The sequence below is a fragment of the Candidatus Endolissoclinum faulkneri L2 genome (assembly GCF_000319385.1).
GTDB lineage: Bacteria > Pseudomonadota > Alphaproteobacteria > Thalassobaculales > Thalassobaculaceae > Thalassobaculum > Thalassobaculum faulkneri.
The window spans coordinates 830060-850312 of the sequence record NC_019566.1 but is presented as its reverse complement, the minus strand read 5'-3'; the positions used below and the strand labels follow the sequence as shown (position 1 = coordinate 850312).

Annotated in this window: 9 protein-coding genes and 1 tRNA gene; 3 read left to right on the top strand and 7 right to left on the bottom strand. The window is 33.2% G+C overall.

All coding sequences use genetic code 11. From position 1 onward, the window contains the following. The first annotated feature begins 1461 nt into the window (after window positions 1-1461). A tRNA-Ser gene (locus A1OE_RS02585) sits at window positions 1462-1550 on the top strand. An 844-nt stretch (window positions 1551-2394) separates the two neighbouring features. Here the strand turns inward: A1OE_RS02585 and A1OE_RS02580 are convergent. Further along, complete coding sequence (locus A1OE_RS02580) at window positions 2395-3741, bottom strand: TldD/PmbA family protein (RefSeq protein WP_015088601.1); 1347 nt, start codon at window positions 3739-3741, stop codon at window positions 2395-2397. 2515 nt (window positions 3742-6256) lie between these two features. On the opposite strand from A1OE_RS02580, the gene msrA reads away from it, so the two are divergent. Next, window positions 6257-6721 (top strand): peptide-methionine (S)-S-oxide reductase MsrA, encoded by a 465-nt coding sequence (gene msrA / locus A1OE_RS02575; protein WP_015088597.1) that lies wholly within the window; start codon window positions 6257-6259, stop codon window positions 6719-6721. 2751 nt (window positions 6722-9472) lie between these two features. Here msrA and rsmA read toward each other — a convergent pair. The 6 genes from rsmA to A1OE_RS02545 all read right to left on the bottom strand — a co-directional run bounded on the left by rsmA (window position 9473) and on the right by A1OE_RS02545 (window position 17085). Then, window positions 9473-10297, bottom strand: coding sequence for a 16S rRNA (adenine(1518)-N(6)/adenine(1519)-N(6))-dimethyltransferase RsmA (rsmA, locus tag A1OE_RS02570; protein ID WP_015088591.1), 825 nt, complete (start codon window positions 10295-10297; stop codon window positions 9473-9475). 35 nt (window positions 10298-10332) lie between these two features. Next, window positions 10333-11340 (bottom strand): 4-hydroxythreonine-4-phosphate dehydrogenase PdxA, encoded by a 1008-nt coding sequence (gene pdxA / locus A1OE_RS02565; RefSeq protein ID WP_044283256.1) that lies wholly within the window; start codon window positions 11338-11340, stop codon window positions 10333-10335. After that, window positions 11333-12619, bottom strand: a complete 1287-nt coding sequence (locus tag A1OE_RS02560) for a peptidylprolyl isomerase (protein ID WP_158512542.1) — start codon at window positions 12617-12619, stop codon at window positions 11333-11335. Before A1OE_RS02560 ends, pdxA begins: the two co-directional genes overlap by 8 nt. A 101-nt stretch (window positions 12620-12720) precedes the next feature. After that, window positions 12721-14874 carry an LPS-assembly protein LptD gene (locus tag A1OE_RS02555; RefSeq protein WP_015088588.1) on the bottom strand — a complete coding sequence of 718 codons (2154 nt, stop codon included), beginning with the start codon at window positions 14872-14874 and terminating at the stop codon, window positions 12721-12723. Beyond that, window positions 14871-16001: an LPS export ABC transporter permease LptG gene (gene lptG / locus A1OE_RS02550; RefSeq protein ID WP_202802544.1), complete on the bottom strand. Its 1131-nt coding sequence runs from the start codon at window positions 15999-16001 to the stop codon at window positions 14871-14873. Before lptG ends, A1OE_RS02555 begins: the two co-directional genes overlap by 4 nt. Beyond that, entirely contained in the window at window positions 15979-17085 is a 1107-nt protein-coding gene (locus A1OE_RS02545) for an LptF/LptG family permease (protein ID WP_015088586.1), read from the bottom strand. The genes lptG and A1OE_RS02545 overlap by 23 nt, the downstream gene beginning before the upstream one ends. Window positions 17086-17216: 131 nt before the next feature. Here A1OE_RS02545 and A1OE_RS02540 point away from each other — a divergent pair, with 131 nt between their 5' ends. Further along, the gene (locus A1OE_RS02540; protein WP_015088585.1) at window positions 17217-18692 is read left to right on the top strand and encodes a leucyl aminopeptidase; all 1476 of its coding nucleotides are present in this window, start codon (window positions 17217-17219) and stop codon (window positions 18690-18692) included. The last annotated feature ends 1561 nt before the right edge of the window (window positions 18693-20253 follow it).

Here is a 20253-nt window from a genome sequence, read left to right as displayed (position 1 = left end):
TTGTTATCACTATTTTTATGATAAATTTAAATAATTAAATATTATTTATTTTTTAATAAACTATTTATGTTGATTATAAAGTTAATTTTTATAATTAAATATTTAGTAATGTGATTACTAAAGAAAATAATGTTGTAGAATTCTTTGTTAAACTTTATTATGTTTTGGCGCTGGTAGACAAAAATTATAGAGTTGATTTGGTGTTTTGTGGCTAGCTATCTTTTAAAAGAAAGTTACATCTTACAACAAGAAATTGTAAAAAATTAGTATTTGCTAGTACTAGAGTTATTTGAGGTTAGATTACAGCATCGTATTTGTAGATATTGGCGCAGCTTGATTGCTAAAATTAATGATTGTTTTGCTGTAGAAGTTGAGCAATATGTATTATATTTATTAACATTTCTCAATGTGAGAGGATCTTTAAGATAGACTATTTTAGTATAGATTAAGCTATAGTAAGAATTTGAGTCTGCCTTATATTAATTAACTGTATTTATTTAGACTAAAGCTATTAATTCTTACGATTTATTTGCATTCTATAAAGAATAGAAAAATGCTTACTAGATGTATAAGGATTAAATTTAGTATGATAGCTTATTGCGTTATAGAAGTAATGAAATTATCACTTTATTGTTGATCAAGCTGTTGTCTTTAAAAATTTACTGTGAGCGGAAATACATGTTTATTATAGGTATTAAGAGAAACAATTTTATATTAAAAGAAAATTATTAAGAAAATCGTTAGCAATCATAGGTAATTTTTGATTATATATATCAATAGTAATTTAAATAGAGTATTTATTAATATTGCTTTTAAAAGTTGATGGTTAACCAACGACAAGACAGTTAGTATTGTTTTTCGAGTAATATTTCGACAGCAATAATCTAGGTTGTGTTAATTTAGATAAAAATACTAAAAACCTTGTTATTTCTAAAGTATTATACTAATAATAAAAGAAGTTTTATCTTTTTTCTGTTACTTAAACATTAAACATATCCTATAGATAAACGATTTTGATATTTGCTTAAAGCAATGCATAATGTTTGAATATCGATGAAAAACTAAATGCATTATACAATTCATCATATGAATTTATAAATGCTTAATTATGAATTAGTCTAAGAAAGAGTAAAATTATACTGTTATCATTTTTAAAATAATTTGATCAAAGTAAGAGTATATAAGTAAGGATATGTACTATACATCCTTAGAATTGTTAAAAATGGCTAAGATTTCATCACTTTACAAAAAAAAATTCAAATATAGTTACACAACTAGAATATAAATTCTTTATAAATTTAATTTGCATTAAAATCGATTAATAATAATAAATTGTTAATATTTTTAAGATATCTATTGGTCTGTCCTAGGTATACAATTGCATTTACTATAACCTTAACGCATCATCACTTGGTATGATGATACATTGATCTGTGAAATGTTAACATGCTTCCTTTACAAGGACGGATGACCGAGCGGCTGAAGGTAGCGGTTTTGAAAACCGCCAGGGTGCAATTCCCTCGTGGGTTCGAATCCCACTCCGTCCGCCATCTATTTTAACAAAGAAATACCATACACAATCTTGATTAGTTCGAAACGCCTTTATTATATTATGAATGTAATTTCTATTTGCCTCGCAGTTTATAACTAATCAATTAATTAATTATAAAAGTAAGTAACGATTGATATTTCACTAATAAAAAGCTATTTATTTTTAGTCAGTTAAATTTAGTGTTACTAAAAGATAGTAATTAGTAACATGTATTAGATCTAAGGAACTACATGTTGTATTAATCAATAGACGCTAAAAGGAATTGATTAATCTGTTGCTATAATAGTTTTACTAAAAACGAAATAAAATTTTTCTCGAAAAGTTTGGTGTCATTTTTAAATGAAGTTTAGTTTATGATCATAATCATATAAATTTGTATACTTTATAAAAATAAAGCTTTTTTAGGTTGGATATTTCCCGGTATGCTTAAATTATACACTTTTATTAATGTTAGAATGTAAGATTTTAGCGCTACACGTTAACTTAGAGATCTTGCTTTTTGGATAATTGCTACTACGGATGCGGTGTTATTTAGACAGCAAAATCAACATCTTTATAATGCTAGATTTACTGGTTAAGTCTTAATGACGTGTTTTAAGATTTAGTTATTAATTAAAATACGAGCAACTATTTAAAATAATAAAATTAACTAATTAATATTAAAATGCAAATCTATTCATCTTATTATACGAAGTTTTAGACAAAAGCATTGACTTAATATTAGAAAATAGTAAACGTTTGATTCATAGATAAGCTTCATTCATCAATTAGTACATTTTCCAATTAAGGAATTGAAAACAAATTCAGCGATAACCAAAGATAATGTTACATTATCTGATTAATTATTCTCCCTTGCCAGCAACAGTTAAGCCATCAATCCGGATAGTTGGGCAATCTGTTCCATATTGAAACATTAAATCGTTAGCAGCGACTATTGAAGCAAACATTTTTTCTAAGTGTCCGCCTATAGTTATTTCTGATACCGGATAAGTAATTTCCCCATTATTGATCCAATATCCAACAGCAGCCTGGCTATAATCACCTGTAATTAAATTGACGCTTGTTCCCATCAAGTCAGTAATAAACAATCCTTGCTCGACCTCATTGATTAACTGTTTGGGTGATAGTTTACCAGGTATCATGTAAAAATTGCTAACGCTTGGCTCAGGATTACTGCTGGTACTGCGCACCGCGTTAGCCGTGCTATCAAGCCCAAGCTGGCGGGCAGTAGTTAAATCTAAGATCCAACTGGTTAGTCTACCGTTATCGACCACCGCACGCGGGCTTGTAGCTAGTCCTTCTGCATCAAATGGCTTAGAACGAAAACCGCGAGGTCGATGTGGTTCATCCATAATACGAATGTTTTCAGGGAATAGTTGATTATTCATAGAATATTTTAAAAAACTTGTACCTCGAGCGATGGCTAAACCGCTGATTGCTGATGCAAAATAGTTAAGCATCGAGCGAGCTGCACGCGGTTCAATAACTACCGGCACCCGACAAGTTTTTACTGGCCGTGGATTTAATCGACGCACGGTACGCTCCCCAGCCTGACGACCCACATCAGCTGGTTTATCCAAATCTTCGTCAAACACTTTAGCAGTGTAATCGTAGTCACGCTCCATTGTGCAGTCAGTACCCGCTATAACAGCTACTCCCAATGAGTAGCTGGATTGCTTGTAAGCTCCAATAAATCCATTGGTTGCAGACATCGTTACTTCGGAAACTGTAAAACGTGCCTCGGCTCCTTCAGAATTTGTAATACCAGACACGGCGAGAGCAGCATCTTCAGCAGACTGGGCGCGCTCAATCAAATTATCCACACTCAACTCAGTTTTATCAAACATCTCAATGTAAGGCCATTTACGAGCTATTTGTGTAGGATCAGCTAGACCAGCATATGAATTCTCTGGTGCTACTTTAGCCATGGCTATTGCTCGCTCAATCATGTTATTTAAAACATTTTTTTTGAAGTCAGTTGTGGAAACTGCTGCTTGTCGATTGCCAACAAACACTCGTAAACCAAGTTTGCAATCTTCCGATCTCTCTATCGCCTCCGTATTGCCGAGACGTTGCGATACTGACTGAGAGATCTCCTGCACTAAAATAGTATCAGCTGCGTCAGCTCCGATTTTTTTTGCTTGATTTAAAATATCTGCAAGTAAATCATGCGCTAAAATATCATTCATGAAGTTTCCTAAATCCGTGCTAGCATTTAATTATCCAACAAACTACAAATTCATTAAGATATTAAACATATATTCTAAATATATTTACAGTATCTTCCACATTACAGCATAAAATAGTATAATTTATTTACTTGCATAAGTTTTATATCTTTAATTGTACTAAATATAACAATTATTAAAAGTTTAACGTGAGTAGTTATACGTCTTAAGCTAAATTAAGTGGTGTTTTTTGTTAAATTTTTGTATAGAGAGTACAATCTTGCTGCCATATATTCGAGTATAATTAAGTGTTTTTAAAAGCTATAAGCATTTTTTTAACTACTATAATCTTTGTTAGTCTAAGCCTGATGCTATCTTTTTTTAATTTTACTTAAAGCATTTCAGGATTTTCTACAATGTAGAATCATTACGACGAATAGGGCTATCATCAATTACTTCAATAATAAACTTAAGATCTTTTGCGGAAAAAATCTAGTCATAGTCTTGTACTTAATCTAGTAAAGTACAATTTTATGCTTGATAATTTATTATTATCGACGTTGCAAATATCTAGCTTATGATTTTAATTTTAGGATTTTATCTTATAGGATATTTCTACTTAATAAACAAGTTATATTCAACAAATCTCAAATTCACAGTTTTTGTCATTGATTGCCAGAGCCAAAGGCTATAAAATAGCTGTTTTACTAAATCAGCTAACATAAAAATCATTAATCCTTCTCGGGTATGCATTATATCTTCATTCATTTCTTAAAATATTATAATCATAATAATTCTTTATAAAAGAAAAGAATAATATAAAAAGTTTGTCAAAATTACTAGCTTCTCAGTTGTTTTAAGATCACTAATATGCTATTTAATTATTTGAGTTATTTGGAGTATTTAAATACTCAGGATTTACTGAATAGTTTCAGGATATTTAAGGTTATGAGCATTGCTTCGAATCCTCAAATGACTTCTATATTGTACAATAGATTAGGTAGATAATTATCAATTTTAGTATCTACAGTTAAGATCGGATAGAATGGGCTAAATTGTAAATTAACTTGCATAGCTTCAACAAAATTACGCTCGTTTACTTTAGTAAGTAAGCAATATATAATTATTTTATTAAGTTACTTTTTTAAAAACTTACGATACTTAATAAGTTTGGTTAATTCAAAATTAGTTTTTAAATTGTTGAATATAATAGCAAAAGTACAATAAAATATTTTGATATTATCATAGGAAGATCAATGCTTGCTTACTTAGAATTAATCGTTTCCTTATTTATTGAAAATGCTTAATAATATAGCATTAGCTTTTAAGCATATAAAATATCAACAGCTATTTTGAGTTATTAAAAATTCCAATGAGTTACACAATTATTGTAGCAAATGTTAATCCATTGTTTAATTGAAACTAAGTTCAAATAATTAAATGCTTTCAAAGATACTTCGCTTTTGATAAGCGATCAGGTGTCGAACTTTATTTACTTAGAGATTTTTAATCTAAATATCACCATCCATAACACTTTACTACTGTAGTCGATGGTCTTCTACGCTGAAGAAATTTATCTAGCGCTTTTTCGATAACAGTTTCATTTTTTGCTTATAGCTAACTCGCTAATTAATATACCATTACTTACATTATCTATTCCAGACTATAATATAGTCCATTACTACCATTTAATTTAGATACATCTTTAATAAAGAATAATACATTAAAAATACCTTAGTGGTAGAAATATTAAATTTTGATTTTTTTAATTATGGTACGGCAAAAAACTTCTACAGCTTTTATCTTAATGGCTATTAAAATTACTTTTATATTCTACGCACTATATGATTGAATATCACTTGTACAAATAATAACCGATATTAGTTGTTTTAGTTTTAGTACCTTGTCAACTAATCATTTGTAACAATGAACTGATTTTGGCATCGATAGGGTAATTTTTCAAAAAGTTAATTAAAAATTTTTTGGGAGATTATCCTAATTTTTAGTACAGAGGATTGGCATATTGAACTTATTTTATTTTAAACATTAGTTTAAAGATGCCTAAGAATATTAAAAATTTTTTTTAAACAGATAAATTAATTAATGAGAAAAAATAAAAATTAAGTTATTTGTTTTTTTTCTTTAATTTCTTTATTAGAACATTAAAGAAATTTTAAACGCTTGCTGAACAATTTAAAATAATAAAAAACGATATTCTCGCAAACGGAACAACAAAATAAAACTTTACTAACAGGATGTACACTTTAAAAGTAAAAATTAGAACAGAATTGTAGTCCAGATTAATAAACTCTTTTTAAAAAACGGCCCTAGCTGTGAAGTTTATTGTCACTAAGCGAAAAAGCTCATAGTGCTGTTAATTGGATTGAAGATAAGGGATAGTTAAAAAAGCTTCTAAGCTATAATAGCTCGAGCTACTTTAATTGCCCACAGGGCAAATTGTACAACACTTGACTAATTCAATACCATAGGATTACTATAAATTTTGCATCATTAATAAATATTAAGAAAGATCGATATGTCCAAAGCGATTTTTGGAGCAGGCTGCTTTTGGAAATTAGAAGAGCATTTTCGTTACGTTTTTGGTGTGGTTGACGTATCCGTAGGATATTGTGGTGGAAATAAGGATAATCCAACTTACGAAGAGGTTTGTAGTGGCACGACTGGTCATGCAGAAGTAGCAAATATTAAATTTGATAAGAGTAAAGTGGGTTATGAAGATTTGCTGAGAATATTTTTTAATTTTCACGATCCAACTTTGGTTAATCGTCAAGGGCTGGATGTTGGCAATCAGTATCGCTCGGTTGTATTCTTTGATAATGCAGAGCAGGAACGCTTTGCTTATGCAGCGAAGGAAAAGTTGGTAGTAAATGGCGTTAAGATAGCTACCGAGATTGTCAAATTTGATATTTTTTGGCGTGCTGAAGAATACCATCAGCAGTTTCTATCTAAGCTTTGCAAGGGATTATTTGAAAATAAATAGAGATAGTGTGCAATTTTACATATAACGGGATGGCTTTATAAAATATTTATTAGTTATTTAATGTTAAGCAAATAACATAGATTACTATATAAATATTATATAAGCTTGCCTATAATGGTTTGGGCTGATATTAGTAATTTATCGTTTTGATCGAGTAGAATAATGTTAGAATAACTTTCTGATTTATTGCAACGCAATATAGACTAAGATGATTGTTTTTTAGTAGAAAATCGCTAAGTATTGCTTTACTTTAATGTCTTAGCCGATTTTAAATTAAGTTTAATTGCATTATAATAAATTTTATACTTATTTTAAAATAATTTGTATTTTATAGCAATTAATTTAAAGTAACTTATTAGCAGCATTATTTTTTTTAATTAAAATATTTTTAGATGCATTGTTTATAATCTTATTTATTAGATTTATCTAAGTATTTCATTGTGTATATTGTTTTTTTTAGTTACGAATAGATTCTCTTTTAGAGAAAAATTTAACTGTGAAAATTGGTTTTGGCTGGTTGATGTGAGTCATAAATGTTAGTTATGGAAGATAGTTTAATATATTTGTTAAATTTAACTTATATAGGCTTTAAATGTTAATTTAAAGATTAAAAGTGTTTGCTCACTGTGACTATTTAAAAATGGTGAGGCATAATCTTGGTAGCGCACTATTTTATACTAATAATAGTCTAATAAACAGAATAAATAAAATTCTACTGCATTGTAGCATGATTGTATGATTTGTCGGCCCTATATTTACAATATAGTTTTTTATCAAAAAATTTCTTCAAAAGAAACCGTTACGTTAAGTAATGTATTAATGCTTAAGTTTGGAATGTTTAGTTGCAAAATAATCTAATAAAAAAAATAAATTAATCTATAATTATAGCGCTATTTTTGCGTAGATTATTGCAATGATACTGGTTGTTGATGTTTTCTCATACTAAATTAAAACATATTTTCAGAACAAAAAAACTATTTATTAACGTTCTGAGTAGAAATTTATGTACTATATTTAAATTAAGTTAATGACAAGTAGCTTCTTTTCGAAGACATATTAAATATTTATTGTATTTGTTGGTATCTATGTATTGATTTCCTTGCCTAAAATAATAGCCAGTTAGACAAATATTTTTAGGATGCCTACGCATGCTTTTGCTCATGATGCTTTTTAAATCAATATTTAACCTTTATTCAGGTAAGGTAATTTAGATTAATTAAAAATTAATATTTTTATAACTCGATTAGGCGATTAACTGCTTTTTACTTTTGTAAAGCAAATAAAGATGATCATTAGAGTTAAGTTTGATTAGCTTGTTATAAAATAAAATATGCTAATAGCTAAACGCTTAATAAGCAAAGCTCACTGTAGGTTGCTCTAAATCGTACAATGACAATATACTTTATGATATTAAAATTTATTGAGATCGCTTTGATAGCTTGAACAACTAACTAACAATCTTCTAATTTAAAAGCATCTAAATAATTACGATTTTTTTGCATATAGCTTATTCTACTAATCAATTATAATTTAAATTGACTTGTAGGATGAGTACTAACACCAAATTAATTGCCGCACTTAGATGAGAAATTCTGTGCAATGCCAGGCTGTCTAGAATGTTAAATGTCATATAATAATAAAATTTAGTTTGATTATTATTTATATAGATCTAGAGATTAAGTTTATTCGCACAGGTTCTGGCCTTAGTAGATTATCTTGCTTAGCGAGAAAGATGCTGTCTAACTAATCTTTTAATCATTCGTAAATAATTAGTTTTGATTCGCAATAAATTTAATTTTTTGTTTTTCATTTAGGCAGTGTTTAATGTAGCAGCATTCTATGCTAATAATCCTCAAATTATTAGCATAGAATGCTGCTTTGAGTAACAAAAAAAATAAAGTTCATATATTAAGTGGTATATTTATCTAACTTTTATTATATAGTTTGTCTATAAAAGGAATGCATATAATAAGTTATTTGCGATAACGCTATTCAATAATAAATAAAATCTTTATCTATTAGAAAAGTCAGGTTTGTAAATATAAAATTAATACTGTATACTTTACCTTTAGGTAAATTTCAGTTAAAACTTAAAATATTAAGACAGTAACTAAGAAACCTTTATAATTTTTATTTTTAATATTAAATATTAATCAGATAATATCTTCTTCTTAAAAGAGTAAGTTGAATATTGGAGTATTTTTAATGCTGAATTATTAAACATTCTATTTAGCTACCTTAGGTTAAAATTTTTGCTCTTAATAAACATATCCCCACTTTGGACACTGCTTAAGCTGCATTGCATACGTTTGTTGATGTTATGTTCGACATAATTATAATTAAAGCATTGGACAATGTATTATAATTTTTTTTAACTAAAAATACATTATACTTACATGCTAATCTTGATATAATAAAAATTGTAAAGTATCATGTATATCTTTTTCACTTTACTTTGCATAAAATTTTCTCAAGAGCACGTATAAATATTATTAGTGAAGGCTATCTGATCAAAGTATCAATAGGTTATGTATTTTTTATAAAAAAATTAGCTATTACAATAGAACAAAGCTTAAAGCTTGTCGATTTAATATTTACATTTAAATTAAATTTTTTTGCTGAGTAAATAGTTAGTTATTGTTTTTATTATCGTGCAGTTGATCGCTTGTTGTCTCTACTAATATTGTGCATATTTTGTTTTGTTATTAATAAAATTATTACGGTATGGGAATAGCATATAATCTTCTTTTTCTATCGGATTTGATTTAACTTAGAATAAGCATTAGCTAGTCGGCAAAATTCTTTCACCGTTAAATTTTCTGGCCGGGATGTATGATTTAGATCTGCTGCTTGGATTAAAGTAACACCTCCTAGCTTTTTTAAACTTTGTCGTAGCATTTTTCTGCGTTGAGAGAAAGCTGCTTTCGTGATATATTCCAAAATATCGCGGTTGGCTGCTGCAAGTGGTGTGACGCGTGGTACTAGACGTACAAGGCTAGAACAAATTTTTGGTGGCGGAATGAATGCGTTTGGCGATATATTCATTAATTTTTGAGTAGTGCATAGCCAAGATACTAATACGCTAAGTCGTCCATAAATTTTACTACCTGGATTGGCTATTAGTCGATCGGCTACTTCACTTTGGAACATTAGGGTGAGCGAAGCGAAGTCATGTGGGTTACGTAGTAAAGTAAGTAGAATGCGTGTAGCAATGTTGTAAGGTAAATTGGCAACGATATGTCGAGGAGGTTGACTAATTGCAGTAAAATTAACCTTCAATGCGTCCTCTTTAATTAGAGTTAGCCTACCTGATGCTGCTGTAATTAAGGATTTAAGAAAATTGTTAGCTCTAGAGTCAATTTCGACTGCCACCACTTTTCTGGCACCTTCTAGCAAAAGCCCACGAGTTAAGCCACCAGGCCCTGGACCGATCTCAATCGTTGTACCAGTTGACATGTCGCCTGCTAATCGGGCAATTCGGCGAGCTAGGTTAATATCAAACAAAAAATGTTGACCAAGCGACTTGCGAGCAGAAATTCTACCAGCACTTATTATTTCACGTATTGGTGGCAGCATTGCTACTTCATCCGCGATCTCAAGAATACGTTCAATCACTGCGATTCAGCGCGACGACGAACTATACACCAAGCCATATCAGTAGCAGCTCGTAGACTATCTATTCGTGCTGTACCGGTACCGGCTAATCTTAGCGCTGTGCCGTGATTGGGAGACGTACGAATGAATGGAAGACCTATAGTTACATTGACCCCTCTCCAGAAATCAAGAGTCTTTATTGGCACCAAAACTTGATCATGATACATGCCGAGTACAACATCATAATTTGTCCTTGCCTCTTCATAAAATAGTGTATCCGCCGAAAAAGGGCCTTGAGCATCAATCCCTTTAGCAGATAGTTTGGCAACAGCGGTAGCGATCACTTCATTATCTTCTCGTCCCAATGTGCCGTTTTCTCCTGCATGAGGATTAAGTCCTGTCAATGCTAGACGTGGGGCAATGATTCCAAAATCAGCACGCAAAGCGTTATAAGTAATAAGCCCGGTAGTAAATATTTTTTCTACTGTAAGTTGACGCGAAACCTCTGCTAATGGAATATGAATTGTTACTGGTACTACTTTTAGATCAGGTGTTACAATCAACATTACGGGTATAACATTAGCATCCGACAGTTTAGCTAGATATTCGGTATGTCCAGGTTGGTTGAAACCTGCTTGGTATAAAGTTTCCTTTTGGATAGGATTGGTTACAACAGCGGAAGCCATTCCTGCGCGTATCAAAGTTATTGCTCTATTAATTGCTTCTACCGTTGCTAACGTATTAGCTAAATTAGGTATACCGGGAGTGGTATCTACTGGAAAATGATGCCTTAATACAGGTAAAGCACTTGGGAATGCATTACTAGCATAAGAAGGATCTTCCATAATCTCAAAAGAGATAGATAATCCAAGTAGGCGTGCACGCTTTGCCACGCGTTGTGGATCGTCAATAAGAAAGAACGCAGGTGTATCTTGGTTGCGGGTGATCCATAAACCAAGTACAAGGTCAATACCAACACCCGCTGGTTCTCCAGGAGTGACTACGATAGGTGGAACATTAGACACGAGTTTCAATAAAGGTAGCTTGGCGTAATTCACGTAAATAGCGCTGAGCAAGGACCCCAAGGCGCTGGTTCTCGAGATTGCGACGAATCTGAGTGGAATCTTGTAGGGTGGGATTCTGATCATTGCGCTGGCAAAGCATAACTGCCAAAACGCCGTTTGGCAGATTGATCGGCGTTGTTTTTTCTCCAACTTGCAGGTTTTCTACCTTTGCTCTCAAATATGAAGGCAATTCAGTAATACTTAACTTTTCTAGCTTTGGCGCTATAGAGGAACCAGCTTCTTTAGCCAGTACTGCCAAATGCTCGCAACTCTTGGCTTTGTCGATTGTATCCTGAACCTTTGAAATATACATCTTGCGCTCTTGTAGATCATTGGGGTGTATCATTGATAGAAATATTTGACTTAAACTGATATGAATCAGTCCAGGATCCTGCTTTGCTATTACTCTTGTATCTTTTACTTGAAGGATGTGATAACCAAACACAGTGCGTATTGGCTCTGTGATCTCCCCTACAGATAGTGTTTTTATTACATTAGAAAGTTCTTGCGTGAGATCTTCAGGTAATAACCAGCCTATATCGCCACCGATACTAGCATTGGAACCCTGAGAGAATTGCTGCGCAAGTGACTTAAATGATGCACCAGCACGGAGTAGCTTTACTAGCTGATTAGCAAACTGTAGCACCTCACTTTCTTTAACTTGATCATCAACGGTTAGCAGTATCTCAGAAACTAATTTTTGTTTATGTCCAATCTGAGCAGCTAGGCGTGAGCATATCTCATTGACCTCATCAGTGCTAACTTCGACCTGATTTGCAAATTGGCGTTTTACTAATTTAGCCCAAAGTAGATTGCTGCGAAGTTGACGTTCTAGCGTGTTAGGGTTGATGCCAAGTTGCAAGATAAAGTTCTTCAATTCCCCTGCCCGTAAACCATTACTTTTCTCGATATCACGAAGCGCACGATCCATTTCAATATCTTGGATATTTATGTTCATTTTTTTTGCTTCTTGAATCTGAATTTGCTCGTCAATGAGATTTCTCAGTATTCTAGGTGCAATCCTTTGGGCAGTTTCATAACTTCGTGGGAGTTGTGAGGTTATGATCACCATATCAATTCGATTACGCAGGTCCCAAAAAGAAATAATTTCGTCATTTACTACGGCAGCAATTCGCTGCATATATTGTAACTTGTTTGCTAGCGGAGCTACTGTCCGCATAAAAAAAGTACTTACGCAAACAACAAGTGCAAACACCATAGATATTTGATATCGAGACATTAAATGAAGCATACTCAATGCGAATAGAATTACCAGCATATCATTTAGTAAATGTCGTATTGCACAACAACGTCTTTATGAATATTCCAAGCTAGTATGAATTAAAATTCACCTAAATGAGTTAGGGTAAGACGAAACATGATTCGATCGTTAGCTTTGATATCTTTGTCGCTTATATTCGAGCGTTGAAAGTTGATACCAAATAATATGCATTCGTTTGTATAGGTAAAGCCTAACTTACCACGAAGCAAAGGATTATGAGGATGCGATAACTCACTTGTTAGAAGTCCATCTATATTCCAATGATCGCTCATTTTTAATCGGCCGTATAATTCAATTTGTTCACGAGAAATTGGTGATTGGTTATCGTAATAGCTATCAATACTGATATAATTGCCCCCGAAATGAAATCTTGGTTGAGATAAATAAAAACCAACTTCGTTACGGTGCAAGTTTGCTTCTTCAGGATCATAGCGGAAACGATATGTCAATTTGAATGGCCAACTTGTTGGACGCAACGATAGTGCCCCAACCAAGTCTGATAAATCTTCTTCTAGACCAGCACCATAGTCAAGTGAGCATCTACCGTAAAATCGATAACTTTGGCCTATTAAGATCTCACTCGAACTACCATCATCACCGTATACTCCGGCATGCAAACCATAATTCAAGTGACTACCATTAGTCACTCTATCTGTATCATCATAGCGATTTAAGCGAAATAGTTTAGTTTCATCAAATTCAAATTGCTGACTTCCTTCATTTGTAATCTTTTTGGGATTGCCTCCCAGGGGGGCAATAAACAAGCTGCCAATTGGCTCAATAAGTGTAGTCAATTGATTGCTGCGCTTGACAAGTGGATACTGCCACTTTAGTCCCATTTGCGGAAAGATACGACCGACGATATATTTATCCTCATTTAACCATTTACCAGCGTTAGTCACGTAATAAGCATCAGTTTGTAAGTTAGCGTTCAGAGTATAGATCGCGCCATTATCCGATATAGATTGTAACTCCCATCCAGTGACTGCGGAAACACGTTGAGTATTCTTTCCAGACTTTTTGCTCATGGATAGCAGGCTGGCATCCAGAGAAGTATGACCTCCATACTTGTCTCGAGGTCCGACATAGCTATATTGGATAAGCGGAAGTATAATTGGCGTATCGTCCGAATGAATGCTAGATTGTAGATTTTGAAATTTATAAGCTTCTAGGGAGGTGTAGTTGCGTCCATGGAATCTTTCGGCGTACAATTTGCTGGTTAGCAACCTTGCATCTTTGATGTTGTAGTGAGTTAAATAACTGCTTTGACTTGCTTGTTCAAAATCAAAACCACCAAGCCATGATTCATTTATTTTAATTTTTCCTGCCCAGTCAGCATGCCACTCGAATCCATAATCTTTTGAAGCAGTATTTTGATAACTTTGCTTTACATAAGCTATAGAGTTATCTAAGTTTATTTCTCCTTTAGAGAACTGCTTGCGATAGTTGGTTAAAAGTATGGAGCCGCTCGTTGAGTGTATTCGTGGCTCTATTAGTAAGTCACTAGCATCGTCGATTACGTAGTAATATGGTTGACCATAGATAAAGCCTAACTCATCTGATAGACCAATAGTTGGGGCAAGCATACCAGAGCTTCGCTTGATAGTCGGATCAGGGTGTTTAAAGTATGGTGTAAAAGCGATCGGAAAGCCGTATAATTCAAATGTAGCGAAATTGTAAATGATATCTTTATTAATCTCATCATGGACTATTTTTAGCGCTTTAATCTGCCATACAGGTGTTTTATTTCCATCTTTATCACATACACTACAGGGAGAAAATATCGCTTTTTCTAGCTCTGTATGATAAGCAGGTTTGCGTCTACCTCGGACTGCTGCGAGACGAGAGCCGTCAACTAACAAACTGCGAAAATTATTAATTGTGCCGATTTTTAGCTGGTGGTTTAATTCCACATAGTCGCTGAATATTACTTGGCCCGATGATTGCATGATAGCGACATTGCCGAGAGCAATAACAGTATCAGCTTTACGATTATAGCTTATTGTATCAGCGCGTAGGACAAGAGAATTTTGACTGATTTCGACATTACCACGTGCAGTTAATATGCCAAAAGATTCATCATAAATTATCTCATCCGCAATTAAGAGAAATGGCTTTTTTCCAGCGTTGGCTTCCTGTGCTTTAGATTGCTTGACAATATTGTTAACAGATAACAATATCAGGATAGCAGCAATAATTTGTGTACGTGTCATCCATCCTCAAGATGTAAATTGCCAGCAACGCTTAATAACATTGTAATAATTGCGGGAGTCCACGCTGCTAATCGTGCTGGAATTCTTGCTGCCATTCCTAGTGCAAAGAGGATATTTGATAAGAAATATATTAGAAAACCACAGCAGAGCCCCGCAGCAGCCAAAACCAATATGTTGTTATTTTTAGCTAAACGTAGAGAGAATATTGCTGCAATCATAACCATGTCCATCATCAATAGAGGATAAGCTAGCTTTGCGTGCCAATAAAGCCGATGTTGAACTGCTAAAAAACCAGTATTTTCAAGTAATTCAATGAATTGCTGCAATTCCCATAGTGACATTGTTTCAGGCGCAATGTATAAATTCTTGAGGTTATCTACAGTGAGATTAGTCGGGAAGGAAATTTCATCGATTGGCTTTGATCTAGTGTGTTCAACAGTTATAACTACATCTTTTAACATCCAATTGCCGTTAGATAATGTTGCTTTGTGGGCATCTATTCGTTTCTGGAAATGATTTTTATAATCAAAAAATAGCATTATTACATCAACTAGACCAGTATTATTATAGATATTTCGTGCATTAATTACTAAGCGATGCTTTTCGTCCTGCTCGCGCATCCATATCTCGCGAGATTGCACCGGTAGAAATTTATTTGATCGGTTATGTAGAACAGAATCTTCTAACTGATGGAATTTTTTTAGCATGTTAGAAGAGATTGAGTTTAAGATGGTAATGTTAATAATTCCCATAGCTAATGCTATGAGAATAGGTGGCATCATAAATTGCCAAACTGACACGCCGACAGATCGAGCAACCACTAGTTCGTTGCTCCGAGTTAGCTGAGCAAATGCAAGCATAGAGCCAAACAGTATTCCAAAAGGCATAATTTGACATGCCATGGTTGGCAACTTTAGCAGTGCCATTTGTAATAAAACGATGAAATATGCACCTTCTTTTCCTGTTCCTCGACGCAGTAGCTCGATAAAGTCGAGTAAGAAGACTGTAGTTGTGAGTCCTGTGAAAGATCCAAACAGCCAAATAGCTAATTGGCGGCCAATATAAAAAGATAGTATCCAAGAAAACCTCATTTCCTTAACATAATTATAATCTGGTAACTTGAGCACGTCGTGTACGTAAACGCACACAAGACAGAGAAATAATTGATAAAATCAATGGTAATATTACTGTAAGCCACATAAGTGCAATCATTGGCGATGATTTTGTTACCAAATACTTGCTTACACAAGCTAGAGATTCGGTTGCGACGGCTAATAGTACTGCGAGTATAATCTTAGTTGACTGTCGATGTCTGGAAAATTTCGTTGATAACATTACCGCCAAGCCGATTGCGCTTAGGCTGATAGGTAGTAAAGGACTGCTCAATCGTTGGTATCCTTCAGCTATTAGTTCGCTTGCACTACTGTTTGTATTTACGCTGTCAGTAGGATTAAGTAGTTGATATATGAACAACTCATTTATTTCACGATAGCTGCGCTTTTCCTGTTCATTCTTGCCAAGATCAATTAAATAATAGTCAAAGTACAAAATATTGATATGTTTAGTTTTAACCTCATGCTCTTGTCGATTGCCGTTAATCATGACAGCATGAGGTCCTTTTGGTGTATTGACCAGTATACCTTTTTCAGCCACAAAAGTTATCAACTTAGCTGGATTTCGCTGGTCGTGCAGCATAATGCCAAGTAGATTGCCGTTTGCTTGAAAAGTGTGAAAATAAATGGTGATATTATCGCCCAAGGAGCAAAATTCACCTTCACGCGGTATAATGTTTTCCATGTTATGCTTTATTTGCCATTGCAATTCCTTAAATACTCTATAGCCCATCGGAATTAAGTAGGTGTTTAACAAAAAGCAAAGCCCTGTCGTAGCGATAGCGACAAAGAAAGCGGGTTGTGACAAACGTATTGGGCTGAGACCAGCAGCAGCCATTACGAGCAATTCTTGATCAACAGTCATTTTATTATAAACGAAGAGCATGCTAGCGAAGCTAGCAATTGGGAGCACAATCGAAAGCCAGGTAGGCATTAGCATAATGGTAAGATATATGAATGTATTAATTGATAAGCTACGATTGACTAGCAGATCTACAAAGCGCAGAGATTGCGATAGCCAAATAACAAATGTTAACGATATTATTATAAATAACATCGCAGTAACAATTTGTCGTAGTACGTAAAGTTTAAAGCACATCGGTACGTCAGATTATCTTTGATAATGCCAAATTTATAGCAGTGAATGATAGCTCAATTAAAGTATTGACACCGTATATATGAACAGGCTATTGCAAAAGGCATACTTTTTAGCAACTGTGGAAAAATTTGATGAATATCAGCTTTACTAAACTCAACCGCCCTAAAAAAGGAGCGTTAGTCTGTGGTGTTGTGGAAGGTGGTAAATTATCACCAACTGCTTATAAAGTGGATAACGAGACTAATGGTCTCATTAGCACAGCTATTTCTTGCTCGCAGTTTACTGGCAGATCTCACCAAACACTGAATGTTTTTACGCCAAGCAATCGTATATTGTTGATCGGTCTAGGTAAGCCATCCCAAATAAATTTAGCTTTTGCGGAAAAATCTGGAGGCGTTATTTATGAAGCTTTGGCTAATAGTGGTGAAGAGGAAGCCACTATTATGATGGAGGTGGATGATTTTAAGAGTGTAGAAATAGCTGCTCATTTAGCACTAGGAGCACTATTGCGCTCCTATAGATTTGATTCATATAAAACTAAAATAACAAAAGAAGAAAGACCATCACTGGTTAATTTGTTTATCTCTATCGAAGAATATTCTTATGCTAAAAAAGTTTATGAAGTTGAAGCAGCTGTAGCTGAAGGGGTATTTTTTACTCGAGACCTTGTTTCTGAGCCAGCAAATATCTTGTTTCCTTCGGAATTCGCCAAACGGGTTGCTTTGATGACAAGTTTGGGATTAAAAATTGATATATTAGAAGAAAAGGAAATGGCTAGGCTTGGTATGTCTGCTATGCTTGGCGTTGGTCAGGGTAGCGAGCACGAATCGCAGGTAGTAATAATGCTCTGGGAAGGTGGTGACAAAAACCAAAAATCTGTTGCTTTTATCGGAAAGGGAGTATGTTTTGATACCGGTGGTATCTCTTTAAAACCTTCTACTGCCATGGAAGAGATGAAGTTTGACATGGGTGGTGCGGGAGTAGTTTGTGGCTTAATGCGTGCTTTAGCTAAGAGAAAGGCTAAGGCAAATGTCATTGGCGTGATTGGCTTGGTTGAAAATATGCCAGATGGTAAAGCGCAACGACCAGGTGATATTGTTCGATCGATGTCTGGACAGACCATTGAAATTGTTAATACTGATGCAGAAGGTCGGCTTATTTTAGCAGATTTGCTGTGGTATACTCAAGATCAGTATAAGCCAGAGTTCATGATTAATATTGCTACTCTTACTGGTGCAATGGTTGTAGCGCTTGGCGAGGAAACTTGTGGTTATTTCAGCAATAATGACATATTAGCGGGCGAGTTACAGGCCGCTGCCAATGCTGTTGATGAGGCTATTTGGCGAATGCCGATGGGTGAAGTATATAATAAGCAAATGGATAGCGATGTAGCTGATATGAAAAACGCTGGCTCACGTTGGGCCGGCGCAATTACCGCAGCGTGCTTTCTGGAGCGTTTTGTAAATAATATTCCTTGGATTCATATGGATATTGCAGGCGTGACTTGGTTACGTAACAATTTGCCTACTGCACCAAAGGGCGCATCTGGCTTTGGTGTACGTGCGCTTAACCGTCTCGTTTTGGATCATTGCGAAAAAAAAGTATGAACAAAATGACTTATCATCATCTATACAGATCAGCATTAACGCTAAGAGCTAATATCAATTAAGTCATCAAAAGATATTTTGATTTTGTTTTTTGATACTAAACAAAAGTTTTCGTAATGAAAAAATTAAAGTATGTTTGTCGTTTTATTTTAAGCTGTTTAATCAGCAAATGATGAATGATTTACTATCAAACTGATAGTACAAGCATCTTTTTAAGGACATTAAATGTAACCATTAAGTTATGTTAGAAAATTAAATATGGCTCTATTTAATCTCCTCTCTACTCTAGTTCATTTAAATTTGCCGAACCACACCTTAAAACTGATAAGTGCTTTGTTTACTTATGCAGTTAAGGTATATTTAGTATATTAAAGGGTAATGAAACAATTATATTTTTCTACTAAGAACGCGCTATAGCCTTGGATATTTTGTAATATGTATTTGTTGGTGAATAGTTATTCAGCTCTGACGGGATAATTTTTGTATCATAGTATCTTATTAAGATTAATATAAATAGAATGATAAAATTATTATCTCTCAGAATAATATATTTAAAATAACTATTAATATTAATGCATATTGCAGTAGTAATTTTATGCAATAAAATCTCTTAACGCTATTTCTTTTTTTTCGGCTATATTTTTCATACTCTTTTATGTAAAAGATACTCTACGTGGATCCTTGCTATAAACAAGCATACTTAATGTATTTTATATTTGATGGTTATTAAACTTAATAAGTTATAGTTTTTCAAAATTTGCTAAAATATTTGATAGTGCTTTTTTATTTCTACATTGCGTAATGCATGAAGAAAAATTAATCAGACACCTTAACCTGAAAGGTGATTATACTTCTTACCGTACAAATGTTTTTCCTTTGCTTACATCAAGTATTAGTCATAAAAATAGTTATATTATATTTGCTTATTAATTAATTTCATTCTTGTGCGTATTCGCACCTAATAAAATGATTAATTAGTCGTAACAAACATTGTATTTAAATGTTTGTTGACTTATCCTCAACGTAACATAAAAGAGTATTAAAAGCTAGTTGGGTGCTTAACTAAATAAACAAGAATGTTTTTATTGATGTGATTGATAATATTCAATACTAGCCTATGCAGCTAAGAAAAAATTATTACCCTTAAAATAAAAAACGCATTAAATAATTATCTATATTAACCTTGTATATTTTCTGTTTATTTGCAGCACTAGAGCGTAAATGATTTGAAAATTTGGTATTTATTCAATAATCAATCATCCTATAAACATGTGCTTTTATTTAGTATACTTATCATCGACTTCTTTAAGGTTGTATGGCTAGAGAATAATCATGCTTAAAAATCAGCTATCATAGATAAAAATTAAAATTTTACAGATTAAATACTCTAGCAACAAAAGGACACAAGGGCAGGGCACAACTTAATGCGCTCAATCAAGCCTATTGTTTGACTGTTAATAGTGATAATCTCAGGTTCTTTGCCTACAAATGATAATATCATCATCATTAAATATGCAACTAGCAATAATTTATTATATCTTTATTAAGATAGAATAAAGAT